At 64.2% G+C, this 21,011-nt stretch carries 21 protein-coding genes and 2 pseudogenes; 18 read left to right on the top strand and 5 right to left on the bottom strand.

What is annotated here, in order from left to right; genetic code table 11:
• The first annotated feature begins 12 nt into the window (after positions 1–12).
• The 12 genes and pseudogenes from flgK (at position 13) to J4G43_RS42035 (ending at position 8,874) form a co-directional block, all read left to right on the top strand.
• A complete protein-coding gene (gene flgK / locus J4G43_RS42095) occupies positions 13–1,488 on the top strand; it encodes a flagellar hook-associated protein FlgK (RefSeq protein ID WP_071909975.1) in 1,476 nt (491 codons plus the stop codon).
• Between the two features lie 3 nt (positions 1,489–1,491).
• Positions 1,492–2,537 (top strand): annotated as a pseudogene (locus J4G43_RS55755) (flagellar hook-associated family protein).
• A 54-nt stretch (positions 2,538–2,591) separates the two neighbouring features.
• Positions 2,592–2,936, top strand: coding sequence for a flagellar biosynthesis regulator FlaF (gene flaF / locus J4G43_RS42080; RefSeq protein ID WP_208069782.1), 345 nt, complete (start codon positions 2,592–2,594; stop codon positions 2,934–2,936).
• Positions 2,936–3,355: a flagellar biosynthesis repressor FlbT gene (gene flbT / locus J4G43_RS42075; protein WP_063981315.1), complete on the top strand. Its 420-nt coding sequence runs from the start codon at positions 2,936–2,938 to the stop codon at positions 3,353–3,355. Before flaF ends, flbT begins: the two co-directional genes overlap by 1 nt.
• A gap of 15 nt (positions 3,356–3,370) precedes the next feature.
• On the top strand, positions 3,371–3,790 hold the full coding sequence (flgD, locus tag J4G43_RS42070; protein WP_071909979.1) for a flagellar hook assembly protein FlgD: 420 nt from the start codon (positions 3,371–3,373) through the stop codon (positions 3,788–3,790).
• A complete protein-coding gene (gene fliQ / locus J4G43_RS42065; RefSeq protein WP_014492683.1) occupies positions 3,787–4,053 on the top strand; it encodes a flagellar biosynthesis protein FliQ in 267 nt (88 codons plus the stop codon). Before flgD ends, fliQ begins: the two co-directional genes overlap by 4 nt.
• Positions 4,054–4,129: 76 nt before the next feature.
• Positions 4,130–6,211 (top strand): flagellar biosynthesis protein FlhA, encoded by a 2,082-nt coding sequence (flhA, locus tag J4G43_RS42060; protein ID WP_208088489.1) that lies wholly within the window; start codon positions 4,130–4,132, stop codon positions 6,209–6,211.
• Positions 6,208–6,960: a flagellar biosynthesis protein FliR gene (gene fliR / locus J4G43_RS42055; RefSeq protein ID WP_063981318.1), complete on the top strand. Its 753-nt coding sequence runs from the start codon at positions 6,208–6,210 to the stop codon at positions 6,958–6,960. Before flhA ends, fliR begins: the two co-directional genes overlap by 4 nt.
• Before the next feature lie 5 nt (positions 6,961–6,965).
• Positions 6,966–7,385, top strand: coding sequence for a hypothetical protein (locus tag J4G43_RS42050; protein WP_208088488.1), 420 nt, complete (start codon positions 6,966–6,968; stop codon positions 7,383–7,385).
• Positions 7,382–7,867, top strand: coding sequence for a rod-binding protein (locus J4G43_RS42045; RefSeq protein ID WP_063981319.1), 486 nt, complete (start codon positions 7,382–7,384; stop codon positions 7,865–7,867). The genes J4G43_RS42050 and J4G43_RS42045 overlap by 4 nt, the downstream gene beginning before the upstream one ends.
• A 39-nt stretch (positions 7,868–7,906) precedes the next feature.
• Positions 7,907–8,419 carry a hypothetical protein gene (locus J4G43_RS42040; protein WP_063981320.1) on the top strand — a complete coding sequence of 171 codons (513 nt, stop codon included), beginning with the start codon at positions 7,907–7,909 and terminating at the stop codon, positions 8,417–8,419.
• Complete coding sequence (locus J4G43_RS42035; protein WP_014492689.1) at positions 8,416–8,874, top strand: hypothetical protein; 459 nt, start codon at positions 8,416–8,418, stop codon at positions 8,872–8,874. Before J4G43_RS42040 ends, J4G43_RS42035 begins: the two co-directional genes overlap by 4 nt.
• Before the next feature lie 122 nt (positions 8,875–8,996).
• Here J4G43_RS42035 and J4G43_RS42030 read toward each other — a convergent pair whose 3' ends face one another.
• Positions 8,997–9,767, bottom strand: coding sequence for a response regulator transcription factor (locus J4G43_RS42030; protein WP_208089557.1), 771 nt, complete (start codon positions 9,765–9,767; stop codon positions 8,997–8,999).
• 817 nt (positions 9,768–10,584) lie between these two features.
• Here J4G43_RS42030 and J4G43_RS42025 point away from each other — a divergent pair.
• Positions 10,585–11,517 carry a hypothetical protein gene (locus J4G43_RS42025; RefSeq protein WP_208088487.1) on the top strand — a complete coding sequence of 311 codons (933 nt, stop codon included), beginning with the start codon at positions 10,585–10,587 and terminating at the stop codon, positions 11,515–11,517.
• A 14-nt stretch (positions 11,518–11,531) separates the two neighbouring features.
• Here the strand turns inward: J4G43_RS42025 and J4G43_RS42020 are convergent, their stop codons facing one another.
• Positions 11,532–12,113 (bottom strand): MarR family winged helix-turn-helix transcriptional regulator, encoded by a 582-nt coding sequence (locus tag J4G43_RS42020; RefSeq protein ID WP_208088486.1) that lies wholly within the window; start codon positions 12,111–12,113, stop codon positions 11,532–11,534.
• 546 nt (positions 12,114–12,659) lie between these two features.
• On the opposite strand from J4G43_RS42020, the gene J4G43_RS42015 reads away from it, so the two are divergent.
• Both J4G43_RS42015 and J4G43_RS42010 read left to right on the top strand, forming a co-directional pair.
• Entirely contained in the window at positions 12,660–13,886 is a 1,227-nt protein-coding gene (locus tag J4G43_RS42015) for an MFS transporter (RefSeq protein ID WP_249814885.1), read from the top strand.
• Between the two features lie 101 nt (positions 13,887–13,987).
• A pseudogene (locus J4G43_RS42010) lies at positions 13,988–14,874 on the top strand (dienelactone hydrolase family protein).
• A gap of 241 nt (positions 14,875–15,115) precedes the next feature.
• Here J4G43_RS42010 and J4G43_RS42005 read toward each other — a convergent pair.
• Positions 15,116–15,964 (bottom strand): NAD-dependent epimerase/dehydratase family protein, encoded by an 849-nt coding sequence (locus J4G43_RS42005; protein WP_208088484.1) that lies wholly within the window; start codon positions 15,962–15,964, stop codon positions 15,116–15,118.
• Between the two features lie 142 nt (positions 15,965–16,106).
• Here J4G43_RS42005 and J4G43_RS42000 point away from each other — a divergent pair, with 142 nt between their 5' ends.
• Positions 16,107–16,862, top strand: a complete 756-nt coding sequence (locus tag J4G43_RS42000; protein ID WP_208089554.1) for an HAD family hydrolase — start codon at positions 16,107–16,109, stop codon at positions 16,860–16,862.
• A gap of 24 nt (positions 16,863–16,886) precedes the next feature.
• Here J4G43_RS42000 and J4G43_RS41995 read toward each other — a convergent pair whose 3' ends face one another.
• Positions 16,887–17,294 carry a nuclear transport factor 2 family protein gene (locus tag J4G43_RS41995; protein ID WP_208089555.1) on the bottom strand — a complete coding sequence of 136 codons (408 nt, stop codon included), beginning with the start codon at positions 17,292–17,294 and terminating at the stop codon, positions 16,887–16,889.
• A 98-nt stretch (positions 17,295–17,392) separates the two neighbouring features.
• Complete coding sequence (locus J4G43_RS41990; RefSeq protein ID WP_208088483.1) at positions 17,393–18,877, bottom strand: mannitol dehydrogenase family protein; 1,485 nt, start codon at positions 18,875–18,877, stop codon at positions 17,393–17,395.
• 147 nt (positions 18,878–19,024) lie between these two features.
• On the opposite strand from J4G43_RS41990, the gene J4G43_RS41985 reads away from it, so the two are divergent.
• Together J4G43_RS41985 and J4G43_RS41980 are read left to right on the top strand one after the other, a co-directional pair.
• Positions 19,025–19,834 (top strand): FadR/GntR family transcriptional regulator, encoded by an 810-nt coding sequence (locus tag J4G43_RS41985; RefSeq protein WP_208088482.1) that lies wholly within the window; start codon positions 19,025–19,027, stop codon positions 19,832–19,834.
• Between the two features lie 89 nt (positions 19,835–19,923).
• Positions 19,924–20,883, top strand: coding sequence for a sialic acid TRAP transporter substrate-binding protein SiaP (locus J4G43_RS41980; RefSeq protein ID WP_071917185.1), 960 nt, complete (start codon positions 19,924–19,926; stop codon positions 20,881–20,883).
• The last annotated feature ends 128 nt before the right edge of the window (positions 20,884–21,011 follow it).

The raw sequence follows: 21,011 nt of genomic DNA, 5'->3' as shown, positions 1-21,011 counted from the left end.
CAAGAGCAAATCATGTCCCTTACCGCCGCTCTCGACTCCGCTCGTGCGTCGCTCATGGCGTCGGGTATCCAGTCGTCGACGATCTCGCGCAACATAGCCGGTGCCAGCGCCGCCGGCTATTCGCGCAAGATCGCCGTGCTGGACAATCTCCCCGGGGCCGGCGTCTATGTGGCGGCGATCCAGCGCGCCGCCAGCTCGGGTCTCTATAATAACGTCCTGATCGCGACGTCTGGGTCCGCCAAGCAGAATGCGATCCTGGACGGTCTTCAGAAGATATCGGCCTCGACTGTGGACGATCCCGAACTTGGGCAGTCGCCGGCCGCCCAGCTCAACAAGCTGAAGCAGGCGCTCCAGCAATATGCCAACGCTCCGGACAACACCACGCTGGCGCAGGCGGCGGTCACGTCCGCCAAGGACATGGCGACCGCGCTCAACCAGGCCACCAAGACCGTGCAGACGGTGCGCCAGGGAGCGGACGCCGACATGGCGACTTCGGTCGGGAATATCAATCAGCTCCTGACCCAGTTCGATAAGGTCAACACCGCGATCGTGAAGGGGACGATCGCCGGCGACGACGTCACCGATTATCTCGACCAGCGCGACAACATCGTCTCGAAGATGTCGCAGGAGGTCGGCGTCTCGATGACGCTGCGCGCCAACGGCGACGCGGCGCTCTACACCGACAGCGGTGTCGTGCTGTTCGATAAGACGGCGCGCTCGGTCAGCTTCGCGGCGACCAACATCTATACGCCCGGGACCACCGGAAATGCTGTCTATATCGACGGTGTCCCGGTCACCGGCGCCAATTCCGTGATGCCGATCAAGACCGGCAAGCTCGCTGGCCTCGCCCAATTGCGCGACAACGCCACGGTCACGTATCAGAGCCAGCTCGACGAGGTCGCACGCGGCCTTGTCGAATCCTTCAAGGAGGTCGACCAGTCCGGCGCCGCGCTGCCCGACCGGCCCGGCCTCTTCACCTATCCCGGCTCACCCGCGATGCCCGCAAGCGCGACCGTCTCGGTCGGCCTGGCCGGCTCGATCAGCGTTGCCGCGTCGGTCGACCCGGCCCAGGGCGGCAATCCCAACCTGCTGCGTGATGGCGCGATCAGCGGCAACGTCGCCTACAGATACAACACCACCGGCAATGCCGGCTACTCGACCAGGCTGCAGCAGCTGATCGGCAACATGGATGCGTCGCAGCCGTTCGATGCAACCACGCAAGGCAAGCCGAGCGGCAGCTTGATCGACTTCGCCGCGTCGTCGACGAGCTGGATCGAAAACCAGCGCAAGGCCGCGGACGACAACGCCACCTATCAGAACACGCTGCTCGACCGCAGCTCCGCAGCGCTGTCGAACGTCAGCGGCGTCAACATGGACGACGAGATGTCCTTGATGCTTCAGGTCGAACGTACCTATTCGGCGTCGTCGAAGATCATCTCGACCGTCGACCAAATGTTGCAGAGCCTGCTGGCCGCCGTGGGGAATTAAGTCATGATGAGCGCCAACTACATCTCGACCCTGATGCTGTCTTCGTCGTTGAGGTCCTCGATCACGAACAATCAGGCCGCGCTGACCAAGGCCTCGAAGGAAGCCACCACCGGCCGCTTCGCCGATGTCGGCCTCGAGCTTGGTGCCACGACGGGAAGCGACGTCACCCTGCGGGCGGACCTGAGCTTCGCCGATCAGCTCGTCGATACCAACGGGCTCGTCTCGGGGCGCCTGGACACGACGCAGAACCGGATCACCCAGCTGGGCGCAACCGCAACCTCTTTCCTCAAGGACCTGATCGCGGCCCGCAGCACCGACGGCGGCGGGCGGATCATCCTGCCGCCTGCGTCCGCCAACCTCCAGGATCTGATCGGCGCGCTGAACGTCTCCTATAATGGCTCGTATCTCTTCTCGGGGGTCAACACGCAGAACACGCCGATCACGGCTTACACCGCGGGTTCGGCCAGCAAGAACCAGGTCGATGCCGATTTCTTGCGACCTTCGGCTTCTCGCAATCCTCGGCCAGCGTGAGCACCATTACCCCGGCCCAAATGCAGACCTTCCTCAACACCACCTTCGATGCCGAGTTCGCGAGCCCGGCCTGGAACACCAATTGGTCAACGGCCACCGACCAGACCATGCAAAGCCGTATCTCCACGACCGAGATCGCCGATACGTCCGTTAGCGCCAACCAGATCGGCTTCCGTAGGCTCGCCGAGGCCTACACCATGATGGCGGATCTTGGGAACGCGAACCTGAGCCAGGACACGTTCCAGGTCGTCGTGGACAAGGCCATCGGCCTCGTCGGTAACGCCATCACTGACCTCGCTACGCTCGGCGGCGGCGTCGGCACGGTCCAGCAGCGGGTCACCGGCGCCACCGAAAAGCTCAAGACGCAGCAGGACATTCTGAACAATCAGATCGTCAAGATGGAGGCCGTCGACCCGACGGAGGCCTCGGTCCGGGTCAACACCCTGCAGACCCAGATCAAGACGGCGCTGTCGCTGACGTCGCAGCTCCAGCAGATCAGCCTGATCAACTATCTCTGAGCCGGGGTCTGTAACTTTGTCTTGTTGTTCGGTCTCCTGCGCAGAGTGGTTCTGATGACGTTTGAAGCCTATGAAGCGGTCGTCGATGATAGCGCCTCTGAGGCGCGGGGCCGCGAGCGGCAGGCGCTCAGCCTCGGCATCGACCGGCTCGAGCGGGTCCAGGGCGGGCGCTTCAGCTTCGAAGATCTGGTCGAGAGCCTGCTCTACGTGCGGCGGCTGTGGACGATCTTCATCGAGGATCTCGCCCATCCGGAAAACGCACTCCCGGAAAAGCTGCGCGCCGACATCATCTCGATCGGTCTGTGGGTCGTCAAGGAAGCGGATCGGCTTCGCGAGGAGAAGTCGAACGACGTGATGCAGCTCATCGAAATAAACCGCCTGATCCGAGACGCGCTCTGATGAAAATATCCTTGCGGGCGGGCGAGCGGATCTACGTCAACGGCGCGGTGCTGCGCGTGGACCGCAAGGTCTCCGTCGAGCTCGTCAACGACGTGATGTTCCTGCTCGAAGGGCAGGTCATGCAGGCTTCCGACGCCACGACGGCGATGCGGCAGCTCTATTTCATCGTCCAGCTCATGCTGATGAACCCGACGGATATCGGCGCCGCAGTCGCGCTCTACGGGGAGCATCACGCGGCCCTGCTCGCGGTTTGCGAGAGCCGTGAGATGCTCGACGGGCTCGCCACGATCCACGAGCTGGTCCGCACGACCCGCTATTTCGAGGCGCTCAAGCGGATCCGGGGACTGTTCCCGGTAGAGGACGCAATCCTGGCCGGCCTGGCCGGCGTCGCCACCGAGATCCCATTCGAGGCTGCCTGACAGCGGAGAGGCTACATGAACGTCAACAGCGCGACCGACAGCACCAGCAAGTCCAATGCGACCAGTTCCACGAAGAACACGGCGAGCAACACCGTCGACTACAATACCTTTCTTCAGCTCCTCGTCGCCGAGATGAAGAACCAGGATCCCACCAATCCGATGGATACCTCGCAGTACATGAGCCAGTTCGCCCAGCTCTCGACGGTCGAGCAGGCCATGCAGACCAATTCGAAGCTGGATGCGCTGCTGTCGTCGCAGTCGCTGTCGCAGGCCAACGGGCTGATCGGAAAGACCGTCAGCTTCACCGACGCGACCGGCGCGACCTTCAGCGGCAAGGTCGTTTCGATCTCCATCAACAACGACGGCTCCATCGCAACCCTCGAGAACGGCACGAAGGTCGCGGTCGGGCCCGGCCTTACGATCAGCCAGTCATGAACGAGCGGGACGCCCTCGACATCGTCCAGGCGGCGATCTGGACCATCATCGTCGCCTCCGGCCCCGCCGTCGGCGCCGCGATGCTCGTCGGCACCGCCATTGCGCTGATCCAGGCGCTGACCCAGGTCCAGGAGGTGACGCTGACCTTCGTGCCGAAGATCATCGTCATCCTCCTGGTCGTTGCTGTTTCCGGCTCCTTCATCGGCGCCCATCTCTCCACCTTCACCGAGATGGTCTATTCGCGGATCGAGCACGGCTTCTGATCCGCGAGAGCCCGGCCACCACCCTCGCGTAAGCTTTGCACGGCAGATTGCGGGGCGGACCCTCTGCCGGTGACCCATGGCCGATACATTAGCTGCTAGCCTGCCGACCCCGCGACGATTGGGGGCCGACGCCTTTTTCGCGGGCGGTATCGTGGCCATGCTCACGATCCTGTTCCTGCCAATACCGCCGATCCTGATCGACCTCGGCCTCGCCTTCTCGATCGCGCTGTCCGCGCTGATCCTGATGGTCGCGCTGTGGATCCAGCGGCCGCTCGATTTCTCCGCCTTCCCGACCGTGCTGCTGATCGCGACGATCCTGCGGCTGGCGCTCAACGTTGCGACCACTCGTCTGATCCTGTCGCGTGGCGGGGAGGGCGAACAAGCCGCGGGTCACGTCGTTGCCGGCTTCTCGAAGTTCGTCATGGGCGGCGACTTCGTCATCGGTCTGATCATCTTCGCGATCCTGGTGACGGTGAATTTCGTCGTGATCACCAAGGGTGCAACGCGTATCGCCGAAGTCGGTGCCCGCTTCACCCTGGACGCCATCCCGGGCAAGCAGATGGCGATCGACGCCGACCTCTCCGCGGGCCTCATCGATGACAAGGAGGCCCAGCGCCGGCGCCGCGAGCTCGAAGAGGAAAGCGCGTTCTTCGGCGCAATGGACGGTGCTTCGAAATTCGTCCGCGGCGACGCAATCGCCGGCCTGATCATCACGGCGATCAACATCTTCGGCGGCATCATCATCGGCGTGACGCATCACGGGCGGACGCTGTCGCGCGCCGCCGACGTCTACACCAAACTCTCCGTCGGCGACGGTCTGGTAACGCAGATGCCGGCATTGATCGTGTCGCTGTCGGCGGGCCTCCTGGTCTCCAAGGGCGGCACCAGGGGTTCGGCGGAGCAGGCCGTGCTGAGGCAGCTCGGTGGCTATCCGCGCGCGGTGTCGGCGGCGTCGTTGATGATGTTCGTGCTCGCCTTGATGCCTGGGCTGCCGATGGCACCCTTCGTGCTGCTCGGCGGTGCCATGGCCTTTGTCGGCTACTCGCTGCCGCGGCGGCAGGCGGCGCGGGAGAAGAAAGAGCATGCGCGCAAGGCCGACGAGCGCGCCCAGGCCGATGCCAAGGAATCCGTCAAGGAATCGCTCAAGACCGCAGAGATCGAGGTGTCGCTCGGCGGCCATCTGTCGGTCCATTTGCTGGGCGCGCGTACCGAGCTTGGGCACCGGGTCAGCAAGCTCCGCAAGAAGTTTGCCAAGCAATACGGCTTCGTCATTCCGGAGATCAAGCTCAGCGACAATCTGTCGATCGATCCCAAGGGATACCAGATCCGGATCCACGACACGCGTATCGCCCATGGCGAGCTGCGGCTCGGCGAGGTGCTGGTGCTCGTCGACAAGGACGGCAAGCCCGACGTGCCCGGCGAGGAGGTGATCGAACCCGCTTTCGGCATGAAGGCGCTGTGGGTGACCGAGGCGTTCACCGACGAGGTCAAGCGTCAGGGCTGCAAGCCGGTCGATAACCTGTCGGTGCTGCTCACGCACTTAAGCGAAGTGCTCAGGGCAAATCTCGCGCAGCTGCTGTCCTACAAGGACATGCGCGGGCTGCTCGACCGTCTCGATCCCGAATACAAGCGCCTGGTCGAGGATCTCTGCCCGTCGCAGATCTCCTATTCAGGCCTGCTGGCGATCCTGAAGATCCTGCTGGCCGAGCGCGTGTCGATCCGCAACCTCCATTTGATCCTGGAGGCCATTGCCGAGATCGCACCCCATGTGCGGCGCTCCGAGCAGGTCGCGGAGCATGTGCGGACGCGACTTGCCCAGCAGATCTGCGGCGACCTTTCCGACAACGGTGTGCTGAACGTCGTCCGCCTCGGCAACCGCTGGGACCTGGCGTTCCACCAGAGCCTGAAGCGCGACGCCAAGGGCGAAGTCTTCGAATTCGACGCCGATCCTCGCCTGATCGAGCAGTTCGCCACCGAAGCCAGCGCCGCGATCCGAAAATTCACCGAGAACGGCACCAGCGTGGTTCTGGCGGTCACCCCGGAAGCCCGCCCCTATGTCCGGATGATCCTGGAGCGGGTGTTCCCGACCTTGCCGGTCCTGTCGCATGTCGAGGTCGCGCGCAGCGCCGAGATCAGGGCGCTGGGAGCCATATCGTGATCAGCGGCCTCGCCGACAGCGTGCTGGTCACGTTCATCGTGTTCTGCCGCATCGGCGCCTGCCTGATGCTCGTGCCCGGCTATTCCAGCGTCAACGTTCCGGCCCAGGTTCGCCTGTTCGTCGCGCTCGTCACGACGTTTGCGCTGACGCCGATCCTGATCTCGGTCCTGAAACCTCTCACCGACAACGCCGCGCCGCTGACGCTTGCGCTCCTGATCTGCTCCGAGCTCGTGGTCGGCAGCGTCATCGGGCTCGGCGGGCGCGTGTTCTTCCTCGCGCTGCAGACCATGGCGACCGTGATGGCGGGCGCGATCGGGCTGAGCAACATCCCGGGAACGCCGGTCGGCGACACCGATCCGGCGCCGGCCCTGGTGCCGCTGATCATGGCAGCCGTCACCACGCTGTTCTTCATGACCGACCAGCACTGGCAGGTCCTGCGCGGGCTGATGAACTCCTACGACGTCTGGCAGCCCGGCAACAGGATCGGCGGCAGCATGGCGCTCGAGCAGCTCGTCAGCCGCCTGTCCGAGGCGTTCGTGCTGACGCTGCGGATCACCAGCCCTTTCATCGTCTATTCGGTCATCGTCAATCTCGCGGTCGGCCTGATCAACAAGCTGACGCCGGCGATCCCGGTCTATTTCATCTCGGTGCCCTTCGTGCTGTTCGGCGGCTTCCTGCTGCTCTACCTCACCAGCGACGAGCTCCTGACGCAATTCATGCTCGGCGTCTCGTCGTGGCTGGCGGAGTGATGGTCATGACGTCGCGCGCGGACAAGCTCGGCCGGATGGTCTCGCTCGTGAAGCTTCAGCTCCGGCTGTCCGAATGGCAGCTTGCGCATCTGCGGCAGCAGGAGCGCAGCTTGCAGGACGAGCAGGAATGGCTGGTAGGAACCCTCAACGAGGGCAAGCCGCCGGCGGGCTCGTCGAGCGACTCAATCGCGCGGCGCCTGAACAGGACGAGCGCCGGTGCGCGCGCGGTCCAGGCGCAGGCGTCACAGCAGCTCGACCAGGTCCGCGCGGACACTCGCCGTGTCAAGCAGCTCGAGCAGGTCGCGAAGGCCGCGCTCGCAGACAAGCTTCGCGACGCGGAGGCGCGCTCGCTCGAAGAGATGACGGGAATAAGCCCCGCCGTGCGTGACTGGACGCCACGGCCAGCCAGCCGGAACAAGACATGATCGTGACAGCGACGCCCGACCTCGTTCTCGATGTCCTCGATGCCGCCGACCCCGTGACGCAGCGGGCGGCGACCGCGAAGCTCGATGCACTGAAATCGTCGGACGCCGATTTCGCCGCCACCATGGACGCGGAGGTCGGCAAGGCCAAGGCGGCGAATGCCGATCAATCGGCGGCGCAGGCTGCCGAAGCGCAGCAGCCGGGTGCGGTGAACGGGCCGCCGGTGCGGGTGATCAAGGCGCCCGCATCCGGCGAGGTGTACCGGAAGTTCGAGGCGTTCATTCTCCAGACCTTCGTCGAGACGATGCTGCCGAAGGAGTCGGAGGAAGTCTTCGGCAAGGGCACGGCCGGCGGCGTCTGGAAGTCGATGCTGGCGGAGCAGCTTGGTGCTCAGCTGGCAAAGGGCAAGGGCATTGGCATTGCCAAGCAACTCGCCGCTGCGCAACCGGCGGGGCCCGGCGTTACGGAAAAGACCGGATCATGATCCGGGAATGGGTGACAGAAGTTGAGGGGTGAATTTCCTATGCAAGCACAAGAAGGTGCGGCGGTCCTGGTGGTGGAGCAGCCGGTCGTGGACGCCGAGGCGATGACGCTGGAAGCGGCAGAAGGCGATGCGTTCTTGCCTGCGCTGCTGCCGAATCTCGGCGGTGACGTGGTGAACGACGGCACCGACGCGGCGAGATCGGACGAGGTGCGTGGCCTGCTGTCTGCGATCCGCCGGCTCGAGAACATCGTCGAGGAGGAGACGGTCGCGCTCTCGACGGGCAAGAAGATCGATTTCGACGACTTCAGTGCCCGGAAGAGCCGGAGCATGCTCGAATTCGTCCGCTTGATGCGGGCACGGATGCATCTCGGCAACGAGGTCGAGATCACCGAGGAGATCCAGCGGTTGCGCGAGAAGCTCGAGCGAAACCGTTCCATCCTCGAAATGCATTACGATGCAGTGCGCGAGGTCGCGGCCATCATCGTCAAGGCGATCAAGGAAGCCGAGTCGGACGGCACCTATACCGGCCGCACAGCACAGGACGGAAAATGATCAGACTCGTGCTGGCCGGGCTCTGGGTATGCATCCTCACCGCGGGCACGAGCTATGCCGTGGCCTATTGGAAGGAAAATGGCAGCCTGCTGCCGGCGAAGGACGAATATCTCGACGGCCTTCAATACCAGAAGACGCGGGCGCTGAGCGTGCCAATGGTCGAGGGCGGCAGCGTGCAGGGCTACATCGTGGCGCGCTTCGTCTACACCGTTGAGGCGCGGATCATGCACCAGCTCAACGTCCCGCCGGAGCCGTTCGTCGTCGACGAGGCCTTCCGCAGGATCTATGCCGACGACCGCCTCGATTTCAGGAAGCTCGCCCGTTACGACCTTTCCATCCTCACGACGGCCATCAAGCAGCGCGTCAACGAGCGGATGCAGGCCGACGTCGTCCAGGACGTCCTGGTCGAGGACTTCAACTATGTTTCGAAGGAAGAATTCCAGCAGAAGCCGTAACTGTCGCGGCGCCAGCATCGCGAGGCCGTTGTTCCGCCATCCCTGCCGCTGAAAGTGCAACGGCCTCTGCGAAGGGTACTCCGCAGAGGCCGTTGTCGTTTTCGTGGCGGTGCCCTGCCGCGTTAGTTTCCGGCCGGGTACGCCGCCGGGGCGGCATGTGCCCTGTTCAGGAGGATGCCGACCTCGTCGAGTTCCTGCATCGGCACGTCGATGGTCTCGCCGGCAGGGATGTTGAGGCGGTATCCGACGTAGCGCCGGGCCACGATCGCGTCGAAGCCGAGGCGGTCGCGGAGTTTCTTGCGCAGCTTGCTGACGTGGCTCTCGATCACGCTCTCGTCGAAGGTCGACTCGAAGATGCCGTCGACCGCGTTGAAGATCTGCGTCTTGGTGATCCACTTGCCGTGGTTGCTGACCATATATTCGAGAATGCGCAGCTCGCGGCGGGGCAGGGTGAGAGCGTGGCCCGCGATCTCGGGGTCACGTCCGTTGAAGAAGACCTGGATCCTGGTCTCGCAGGGCCTCGGTAGCTCGCCCACCCGGCGGCGCGCGATTGCGGCCGTTCGGGCGAGGATCTCGCGCAGGTGAATCGGTACATGGACGACGTCGTCGACGCCCGATTCGAACAGCTCAAGCGTGTTCTTGAGCATCTTCTGGCCGCTCATGGCGATGATGGGCGCCGAGGAGCGCTTGCGCATCGCCCGCGGCAGGCTTCCGCGGGCATCGCAGTCCCCGAGGAGAAAGGCGTCGACCGCCGCCAGATCCGGTTCGCTCGCAGATTGTAGCCAGTCCCAGAATTCTCCGGAGGAGAAGCCGATCGACGATACACCTTCGCGAACGAGCCCTCCAACGTAGCTGTTCGTGACGCTCTCGCGATCATCAACGATAATATACATTAGTCTTTCGCCCCTGTTTCGCACTTGTTGCGGCCGGATGGTTGTTGTGATGCCCGGCTCGGCAACCATGCTGTTTGACGATATTTCCATCCCGCGAACCGTTATTATGGTTTCGATATTCGCGGGCAGCCCTACGCATTCAGTGCCTGCGTGTGCAGGCCTGCTACTTCGACTCGATACTGAACGCTTACTGCGTGAGGCTCGGCGGGTGTCTTACGGATCACCTCGCGGAGCGGATTGAGACAGACCTAGAACAGTTGCGCCAACTTGCCGATTGCGTCCGAACGCACCTGAACCGTGTCGATCTCCTCGCCAACTGGCGAGAATCACTTGAGTAGGACCGTAACAATTGCCGATTTCCGATCAAGCGCGCGCAGCAAAGCGGTTGCTATGCGTGTTTGATGCTGTTGATTCGTTTCTGGTTGTTTCTTTGTATGTTCGATCGCATCAGTTGATTTGGTAATCGAACTAGTTTTGCACCGTAGCGTTTCTAAAGTTCCGCATCCCCGCGTAATCACAGCTGTTTTGCGCGGTGCTGCGGGTCATGCGCATAGTGGGGTTTTCAACCCGGGATTGACTCTCCTGCTGGTGTTTCCCCATGCGACAATTCGACTCATGTATGGCGCGACGACTCCAGCTTGGCGAAATCTTGGCGAGTGTGTGTCTTTCGAGTCGCACTCTCGCCACGTCCATGACGCTTTTGACTCATGCGACGTCGCATCGGGCGCGATGAAAAGTTTTCGCTGCGCACGTTTCAGGCAAGCTTCGGCAAATAACTTCACCGTTCGATAGATCGAACCGAACGGAGCATTTTCACATGTTGTCCGATGGACAAGCTCGTCCCAACGCGACCGCTGATGTTTCCGCGGCGGCGAAGCCGGCTCCGGATGCGCGCGATACAAACACGGCACAGACGGCCAAGCCCGCTGCAAGCGCGAAGCGTGTGTCGGCTGCGGCGAACGACGAGACTCTGGCGAAAGAGGCGCTCGAGGGCCTGAAGCGCATTCGCGCCAAGGCGCGCCTCGACAAGATGGCGATACCGAAGCCTGCGCCGACCGTGATGAAGCCGGCCGTGATCGTGGCCAAGCCGCCGCCGCCGCGTCCGACATGGGTCGCGCCGCTCGCAACATTGGCGGTCGCTGCGATCCTGGTGGTCTGTGCCTGCACCGGCGTGATCGCCTATCTCACCACGCAGCCCGCCCAAAGCAACGTTGCCGCCAATACGGAGATCAGGAATCTGCGCGAGACTGTCGCGCTGCTGCGCAAGCAGGTGTCGGGCGTGTCCGAAAATCTCGACGGCCTGCGCACCGCGGTCGATCAGTCGAGCAAGGCGACCAACGATCGCTTCGGCAGGTTCGCCGAGAATCTGGACCGTATCGAGCGGGTGAGCTCGTCCTCGACGGTGAAGCTGGACAAGCTCGCCCAGGCTCAGGCCCAGGCGCCGGCACCGGCGGCCGTTGCCTCGCAGCCGCCCTCGCAGACGATGCCGATGATGGCCTCGGTTGCCGCGCCCGAGATCACGGGTTCGGTTCCTCCGTCGGCGCCGCGCAAGGTGGTCAAGGGCTGGTCGGTCCGCCAGGCCTATGAGGGAATTGCGATCCTGCAAGGTCCGAACGGCGTCATCGAGGCCGTGCTTGGACAGCAGGTACCCGGGCTTGGCCGCATCGAAGAGATCAAGAATGAGAACGGCCGTCTGGTCGTGGAGTCCAGCGGTGGCGTCATCTACTCGTCACGCAAGGCGACGCCGTGATCGAGGGCCGCCTCCTATTGGCGATGATGCTCGAAGCTGGTGCATAGCAGATCGATCTCCGGCTCCGCGATCGGCGCGCGAAACAGGCGGCAGCTGAACTCGGCGGCGCCGGGCTTGCCGTCCGTGGCGGTGCGATCCTCGCGCAGGAAGATGCATCGCTTGCAGACGTCGGTATGGTGCCGCTGCTCGGCCGCGTCCGCCTGATCGAGCACGTGCCGGAGCGTGTCGCGAAAGCGGATCTTGGCCTCGTCGTCGAGGACGGCGATCGGCTCGAGGAGAACGCTGATGGGGTCGCGCACCAGGAACTTCTTGCCCTGCTGCGTCACGCTCAGCGTCACCGATCGCTTGTCCGTCGCGGAGCGCTTTCGCTCCAGATATCCGAGCCGCTCGAGCTCGCCGATGATGAAAGAGGCGGTGCCGCGGGTGGTGCCGACGTAGCTCGCGAGCGCCGAGGGCGTTCGCGAGAAACGGTTGGCGCGGGACAGAAAGCGCAGGGCCATCCATTCGCGGTCGCGCAAGCCATGCTTGGTGCCTTCGAACCACAGGATGCGGGCCATCTGTCCCAGCAATTCAATCGCTTCGCGAGCTAAAATCATTTCAGTTCCAGGTCGGACAAGCTTTATTCAATTGAGCCTTTGGTAGCGCAATCTGGGTGGACGAGAATGAAAGTTCTCGGGCGATTCTTCGTCCGTTGCCGGATGGAGGGACCGCGCTCGGGAAGTTGCATCCGTTGTGCAGATGGAACTTCCGGCCGTGGAACTAGAGCGTCACACAGAAAGTTCGAGTAAATCGCACGGCTCAACTCTTCTGAAAATTTCAATCAAATCACGAGAGCTTGCGCGTGAATTGACGGTGATGTGCGACGCCTGAGCAACATGATGTGTCATTGTCGCCACTGCGAAGCCCATTTGTTGCGGCCTGGAGTTTCGAATACGCAAAAGGGCGCATCACCGGCAACGCCTGGCGATGTGGCTGGCCGGAAGAGAACCCTCTCTTTCGGTTAATGGATGTTGCGACGCAATGCAGCCAGACGGTTAAGTCCGGCAAACGAGCGAATCCAGGGAGTCAAAGTGTCGTTGGGAATTGAGCAAGCGGCGCCGTTCAACGTCAAACGAGCAGCATTCGCAGCCACCATCGGCAACATGCTCGAATTCTACGATTTCATTACCTACAGCTTCTTCGCCATCCAGATCGGCCATACCTTCTTCCCGACCGGAAGCGAGTACGGCAGCCTGATGCTGTCGCTGGCGACGTTCGGGGCCGGCTTCGTGACGCGGCCGATCGGCGGGATCGTGCTCGGCATCTATTCCGACCGGATCGGCCGGCGGCCCGCCATGCTGCTGAGCTTTGCGTTGATGGGAGCTGCTATCCTGACCATCGCGCTCACGCCGTCCTATCGCATGATCGGCGTCGCCGCGCCCATCATCGTGATTGCGGCGCGCATGGTGCAGGGCTTCGCCCTCGGCGGCGAGGTCGGACCGACCACCGCCTATCTTCTCGAGATTGCCCCGCCCGAGCATCGGGCGCTGGTCGTGGCATGGCAGCCGGCGAGCCAGGAGATTGCGGCGACCGCCGGCGCGCTGGTCGGCGTCATCCTGAGCACGACCATGGCGCCGGAGATGCTGGACTCCTACGGCTGGCGGGTGGCGTTCCTGATCGGGGCCGTCTGCCTGCCGTTTGGGTTCTGGATGCGGCGGACACTGCCCGAGACGATTCCGCATGCCGATGCCGGTGTCGCAGCGAAAGAGCGCACGGGTCACCTCTCGCAGGCCCGGCGTCACCTCGGCGTCATCGCGCTGGCCTTGATGATCCTGGCCAGCGGCACGATCTCGACCTATGTCACGCAATATATGACGACCTATGCGCAGAATACCCTGCACGTGTCGTCGACACTGGCTTTCGCCGTGTCGCTCGTCAGCAACGGCATTCAGTTCGTCGGCGCACTGGTCGGCGGATGGCTCGCCGATCGTCTCGGCCGCAAGCCGATCATGATCTGGCCGCAGCTCGCAACCCTCCTGCTCACCTATCCGACCTTCCTGTGGATCGTCCATGCACCGGGCGCGCTGTCGCTCCTGATCGGCTTCGGCGTGCTGTCGATCATCGGCTCGCTGCCGTTCACCGCGTTCTATGCGACCTTCACCGAAGCGCTGCCCCAGAACATCCGCGGAGGCGTGTTCGCGACCGTCTACGCGGTGGCGATCGCGAGCTTCGGAGGTACGGCGCAGCTCGTGGTCACCTGGCTCCTCCACGTCACCGGCAATCCGCTGGCACCGGCCTGGTACCTCCTGCTTGCGGCGATCGTCGGACTTGTCGCAATGAGCCTGATGCCCGAAACGGCGCCGGTGAAAAAACGTCAGGGCCTGGCCTGAACGCGGACATGCTCGCAGGCTGGTGATTTGCGTTTCGCCGGCAATTATCGGCGAATGCGCCGCCTGAGGAATCAGGGCCAAGCATCAGGAAGGATCGACCGATGAGCTTCGAAACCACCATGACATCCGACGTCGTCGGGCTGACGAAAGTCGCCCGGTCTCGCGCCGCGGATTCATGAGCGCCACCGCGGCCGTCGCTGCCGGCTACACGCTTGCGGCCGGTCCGGTCCGTGCCGAAATCATCACGACAGATACCGGCGGCCTCCAGGCTGGCGACGCCAGGATCAAGGTCGGGTCCGAAGAGATGCCTGCCTATTTCGCTCGCCCGGCCGGCAACACCAAGGCGCCGGTGATCATCGTGGCGATGGAGATTTTCGGCCTGCACGAATACATCAAGGACGTGACACGGCGCCTCGCCAAGCTCGGCGCATTCGCGGTCGCGCCCGACTATTACTTCCGCAAGGGTGTCGATCTCACCAAGGTCACCGACATCAAGGATCTGCTGCCGGTCGTCAATGCCAAGCCGGACGCCGAGCTGCTGTCCGATCTCGATGCGACGGTGGCGTGGGCGGGATCGCAAGGCGACGACACCACGAAGCTCGGCATCATCGGCTTCTGCCGGGGGGGCCGCAATGTCTGGGAATACGCCGCCCATAGTGGCACCCTCAAGGCTGGTGTCGCGTTCTACGGTGCGCCGGTCGATCCCGCCAATCCGGTGTGGCCGAAGAGCCCGCTTCAGCTCGCCCCCGAGATGAAGGCGCCGGTGCTCGGCCTCTATGGCGGCGCCGATACCGGCATTCCCGTGGCCCAGGTCGAGCAGTTCAAGGCGACGCTCGAGCAGGACAAGAAGATCGCCGAATTCAAGATCTATCCGCAGGCGCCGCACGGCTTCCATGCCGACTATCGCGGCAGCTATCGCAAGGATGCGGCGGAAGATGCCTGGAAGCAGGCTCAGGCCTGGTTCAAGAAGTACGGCGTGTTGAGCTGACGCCAGATTCGATGCAGCTTGAAGCAGCTTGACGGCTTGCGGCTTGCCGGTCAGCGGATCGTTGGCAAACGCGTGGGCGAGGCGAGGGCGCTGTGCGTCGCTCGGGTGGAAGGTTGCGTCCTTCATGCCTGCCACACAGCTCGTTCTGAGGTGGCTAGCCGAGCGCTTTGATCACGGCTGCGCCAGAGCGAAGTCAACCGCGGGCGGGGCATGTCTGGGACGCGTTGGAGATAACCGGAACCTATCGCCCTTGCCCGGTGCGCCACAACGCATCCAGGCCATGCCGATAGGTCGGATGGGCAAGCGTGACACCGAGCTCGTGCTTCAGTTTCGCGTTGGAGACACGGGCACTGCTGGCATAGAAGCTGCGGGCCATCGCCGACATCTCGGCAGTCTCGAACGGCTCTTCGGGCGGCGGCGCAAGGTCCATCAGCTTCGCCGCATAAGCGATCACATCCTGCGGCGGCGCCGGCTCGTCGTCGCAGACGTTCCAGGTGCCGCCGTCACCGTGCTTCACCGCGGCCATGATCGCGCTCGCGATGTCGTCGGCGTGGATGCGGTTGAAGACCTGTCCCGGCTTGACGATGCGCCGGGCCGTCCCCGCCCGCAGCGTCATCAGCGCGTTGCGGCCGGGCCCGTAGATGCCCGCAAGCCGCAGGATCGCGACGTCGCCGCGCGCCGCGGCGGTCCAGGCTTGCTCCGCCGCAACGCGCGTTCGCGTGCGGTCGAGGGTGGCCTGCGGCGGCGTGCTCTCGTCCACCCAGCGGCCTGCGTGATCGCCATAGACGCCGATGGTGGAGAGATAGACGATCTGCCGCCGCCGGCCCGCGAGCGCGTCGCCAAAGGCCGTAACTGCGGGGTCGCCCGCGCTGCCGGGCGGGATCGATATGAGAAGGACATCGGCGTCGCGGACTCGCTCGACCACCTCGCGGGCCGGACTGCTGCCGGAAAAGGCGTGCATCTCGATGCCGGCAAGGTCGTTTCGCTTGCCGGGATCGCGCACGGTGCCGGCGATATGCGAGAAGGCGCCGCCGAATTGGCCGACGAAATGCCGGGCACTGTAGCCGAGGCCGAGGATGAAGAGCCGCATGCGTCTGCCGTGCTGGAGTTCCGCTCGCGCGAGCTGCGCGCCGTTCGCTCATAAGGGATTTTTGGGTCCGGCAAAAGATATTGCAATTTTACTCGGCCACCAGGGCAGGCGATGCTCGCTTGTCAGGAGGGAGGCGTCGGTCATGCAGGCAGAAGCGCCGGCCGCAGTGCCATGCGGTGCCGCGGAGTTGATCGGGCGCGCCGCCGCGCTGATCTTCGATGTCGACGGTACGCTGGCCGAAACCGAGGAGCTGCATCGGCAGGCCTTCAACCACGCCTTCGTTCGCCACGGTCTCGACTGGCAGTGGGACCGGGCCGTCTACGAGGAGCTGCTGCGTGTCACGGGCGGCAAGGAGCGCATGCGCGCCTTTCACGCGAGGCTGCAGGTCGCGCCGCCATTGCCGGATGCCGATATCGCAGCCCTTCACCGCATCAAGACCGCGCATTACGCCGAGCTGATCGAAACTGGCTGCTGCCCCTTGAGGCCCGGCGTGGCGGATCTTCTCACTGCCGCGAAGGCCCGCGGCCAGCGGCTTGCGATCGCGACCACCACCTCGCACGGCAATATCGATGCGCTGCTGTCGCAGGCGCTGGGAACGCGCTGGGCGGCGGATTTTGATGCGGTCGTCGCCGGCGACGATGTCCGCCACAAGAAGCCGGCGCCGGATGTCTATCTGGAAACCCTGGCGCGGCTGAAGCTGGGCGCAGCCGACTGCGTCGCGATCGAGGATTCCCGCAACGGTCTGATCGCGGCCTCGCGGGCGAACATTCCGGTGCTCATCACCAGAAGCATGTTCTTTCGGGACGATGATTTCAGTGCGGCGCAGGTCGTGCTGGACGATTTGTCGGAACTCGGGGGCTCAAAACAAAAAACTGAAAAACAACCCCATGCACAGTAGAAGGCGTCGGCCGGCCCGCCGCGGTCAGTGGACGCGGTGGCTCGTTCTATCGTCTTCAGCCTGCTCGACAATCTGCGCGATTGGGCTCGACTGGTGGTGCACCAGCCGCCAGCCGTCGCCGACACGCCGAAAATGGTTGGCAGCGGCCAAAGCGGTGCCGTCGACGATCTCGATGCAGAGCACGCGCGCGCTGTCGCCGTCGACGATCGCCTGCGGTTCGGCGCAGACGATCTGCGGCCGCTCCGGATTCTGCAGGATGTCGCGCCAGCTGCCGATCACCGTGGCCCGGCCGATGATGGCCGGCCAGCCGGGATGGATGCAGGAAATGGCGTCGTCATCCGCCCACATCCGCTCCATTCCGTCGAAGTCGCCCGTTGAAAAGGCGGCGTAGAAGGCCGCGTTCGCGGCGATGACCTTATTGTCCTTTGCCATGCCTCTCGGGTGGGGCAATGGCAGGCAAAAATCAAGCGCGACTTCCGTCCGACTTTGCGTTCGATTTGGACCGCAGTGCAGCATTGCCTGCTTTGTGGTCACGCCGAGACAAGTGTCTCCACGGCCCGCCGCGCGCCGTCCTTATAAAGACGGCCGAGCGCCGTGGTCACGGCCTCGCGCAGGCGCGGCTCAGTGCCCAGTGGTCCGAACACTTTCTCGACCCCGAGCAATGCGGGCGCGAGCCGGTCGGCGACGGGACCCGCCTCGCGCGCCAGCGCGGCGAACTCGGCGGCGAGCGGATCGCGAACGTCGATGGCGCGGCCCTGCTCGTCGCGTGCGGTGACGTAACGCATCCAGCCGGCCACCGCGAGCGCATGCGTCGCGATCGGCAGGTTGTTGCGCAGGCGATCCTGCATCGCGCCGAGCAGGCGCTGCGGAAGCTTTTGCGAGCCGTCCATCGCGATCTGCCAGGTGCGGTGATGCAGCGCCGGATTGGCGAAGCGCTTGAGCAGCGAGGCGCGATAGGCGGCGAGATCGGTGCCAGCCGGCATCGTCAGCGTCACCGCGGCCTCTTCCATCACTTGCGCGGCGAGACGGGCGAAATGCGGATCCAGCATGGTGTCGGCGATGGTCTCGTAGCCCGCGAGATACCCGAGATAGGCCAGCGCCGAATGGCTGGCGTTGAGCAGCCGCAGCTTCATCAGCTCGAACGGCTTGACGTCGGTGACGAGCTCGACACCGGCGGCGGCGAAATCGGGCCGCCCCGCCGTGAAGCGGTCCTCGACCACCCATTGCGTGAACGGCTCGGTCATCACAGGCCAGGCGTCGCGCATGCCGAGCGCGTTCGAGATCGCATCCCGGTCGGCGTCCGTCGTCTCCGGCACGATGCGGTCGACCATGGTCGACGGGAAGGCAGTACTATCGGCGATCCATTTGCCGAGGTCCTTCGAGCGGAGCGCGGCGAACTGCGTCACGATCCGCTGCACGGTGTGGCCGTTGGCGGCGAGATTGTCGCAGCACAGCACGGTGAAGGGCGCCAGCCCCTGTGCACGCCGGCGCGCCAGTGCGGCCACGATGAAGCCGGGCGCCGAGCGCGGCGCGTCAAAATTGTTGAGATCGTGCACGACATCCGGATGCCGCTCGTCGAGATCGCCGGTCTGCGGCGTGTGGCAATAGCCCTTTTCGGTGACCGTCAGCGAGACGATGCGAATGGCGGGATCGGCCATCCGATCGACCAGTGCTGCCGGCTTCTCGCGCGCGACGACGCTGTCGAGCAGCGCGCCGATGACGCGGTGTTCGGTGCCTTCGGCGGCACGTACGGCGACAGTGTAGAGATGATCCTGCGGGGCGAGGGCGTCGCGCGTATCCGGGCTGCGCAGGCTCGCGCCGACGATACCCCAGGAGGAGCTGCCTGCGGCAAGGCAGTCGTCGATGACGACGGCTTGGTGCGCGCGATGAAATGCGCCCAGGCCCAGATGCACGATGCCGGGCGTAACGCGCGAGCGGTCATAGGCCGGCCGGCGGATGGCGGGCGGCAGCCGGTCGAGATTGGCGCGGCCAAGACGCGTTGAACTATGGCGCATGGTCGTCTCTCCCTGTGTTTGGCCGCTGCTTGACATGGCGCCTGTCCTCGGTCAATGCTTCGGTCAATTGGTAAGACCAATTTTCCAAAATTGGCGGGCCGCCGGGACGCGATGCTTCCCGGCGAGACCCTTTCCGGGAGGACCAGCGTGCCGCTGGAAGCTGTGGAGGCGAGACGGCTTTATCGCCAGGTCGCCGATCAATTGCGAAGCCTGATCGACAGCGGCGAGTACGCGGTCGGCAGCCGCTTGCCGACCGAGCGCGAACTCGCCGAGCAGCTCAGGATCTCGCGGCCGACGGTGCGCGAAGCCCTGATCGCGCTCGAGGTCGAGGGCCGCGTCCGCATTCGCGTCGGCTCCGGCATCTATGTGACCGAGCCAGCGGACGCCGCGCCTGCGCTTCCGGCCGCCGGCATCGAAGGCCCGTTCGAGCTCTTGCGCGCCCGCGAATTCCTGGAAAGCGCGATCGCCGAGCAGGCCGCGCGCGTGGCGACCAAGGACGATATCGCCCGCATCAATGCGTCGCTTGTCGCCATGGAGAATGTCGAGCATCCCGGCGAGGCCTCGATGGTGCACGACCGTGCCTTCCACGTCGCGATCGCCGGCAGTCTCGGCAATGCCGTGCTGGTGCGCGTGGTCGGCGAGCTGTTCGACCAGCGCCTCAATCCCTATTTCGCGCAGCTTGCGCATTACTTCGAGAGCCCAGGCACCTGGCGCACCGCGCTCGACGAGCATTGCGCCGTCCGTGACGCGATTGCGGCGCGTGATCCGGACGCCGCGCGCGAGGCCATGCGCAAGCATCTGGCGCGCTCGCAGGAGCGCTTTGCGCAGAACTTTGGCGCCGAGACCGCCGCGGGATCGCCCGCGGAGCGGGGCCGGGTCGCGCGCACGCCGGCGAAACCGGCAAAACCAAAACGCGCGAAGACGCAGGCCAAAAGCGGCAGCGTGCGGCGACGATGAGATTGGGCGGCTCGTCCCGGTTTCAGGACGGGCAAACAAGAAGCAGATTTTAGTCAGTGGAGGATAAGTCAGTGTTGAAGAAGATGACGATGGTGCTGGCGACTTCGGTCGCGGCGATGTTCGCGGCGACCAATCCCGGCATGGCGCAGACCAAGCTCAAATGGGCCCATGTCTACGAGACCTCGGAGCCGTTCCACACCGCCTCGGTCTGGGCCGCGCAGGAAATCGGCAAGCGCACCAACGGGCGCTATACCGTCGACGTTTATCCGGCGTCGCAGCTCGGCAAGGAAGCCGACATCAACCAGGGCCTCTCGCTCGGCTCGGTCGACATCATCATCTCCGGCTCGAGCTTCGCGGCCAAGAGCTTCCCGCCGATCGGCGTGACCTACTATCCCTACACCTTCCGCGACGCCGACCATCTCCTTGCCTACACCAAGAGCGACATCTTCAAGGAGCTCGCCAAGGGCTATGAGGACAAGAGCGGCCACCACATCGTCGCGGTGACCTATTACGGCGTGCGCCAGACCTCGTCGAACAAGCCGATCAAGACCTGCGCCGACCTCAAGGGTCTCAAGATGCGCGTGCCCGACGTTCCGGCCTATCTCGCCATGCCGCGCGCTTGCGGCGCCAACACCGCGCCGATCGCGTTCGCCGAAGTCTATCTCGCGCTCCAGAACGGCACCGTCGAGGCGCAGGAGAACCCGCTGACCACGATCGAGGCCAAGAAGTTCTACGAAGTGCAGAAGCACATCGTGCTGACCGGCCACATCGTCGACCACCTCAACACGGTTGTTGCGGGCGCGCTCTGGAAGAAGCTGAGCGACGAGGACAAGAAGATCTTCACCGACGTCGCCCAGGAGGCGGCTGCGAAAGCGACCGCTGAGATCAAGCAGAACGAGGCCAAGCTGGTTTCCTTCTTCAAGGAGAAGGGACTGACCGTGACCGAGGTCGACAAGAACGAGTTCCGCGACATCGTGCTGAAGAACGTTGCGTTCGAGACCTTCGGTTATCGCAAGGCCGACTGGGAACGCATTCAGGCGGTGAAATAACTGAGACCCTCATGGTGAGAAGTGCGAAGCGCGCTCCGGACGATGCTTCGCATCGCCGGGCGAACCATGAAGGCCCGGATGTCGCTCAGGCGTCGCCCGAGGCCATCCTTCGAGACGCTTGCTTCGCA

This window comes from Bradyrhizobium barranii subsp. barranii (assembly GCF_017565645.3).
Taxonomy (GTDB): Bacteria; Pseudomonadota; Alphaproteobacteria; order Rhizobiales; family Xanthobacteraceae; genus Bradyrhizobium; species Bradyrhizobium barranii.
Note: the sequence above shows the minus strand (reverse complement) of the source record. Positions and strands in the feature narration are given on the sequence as shown.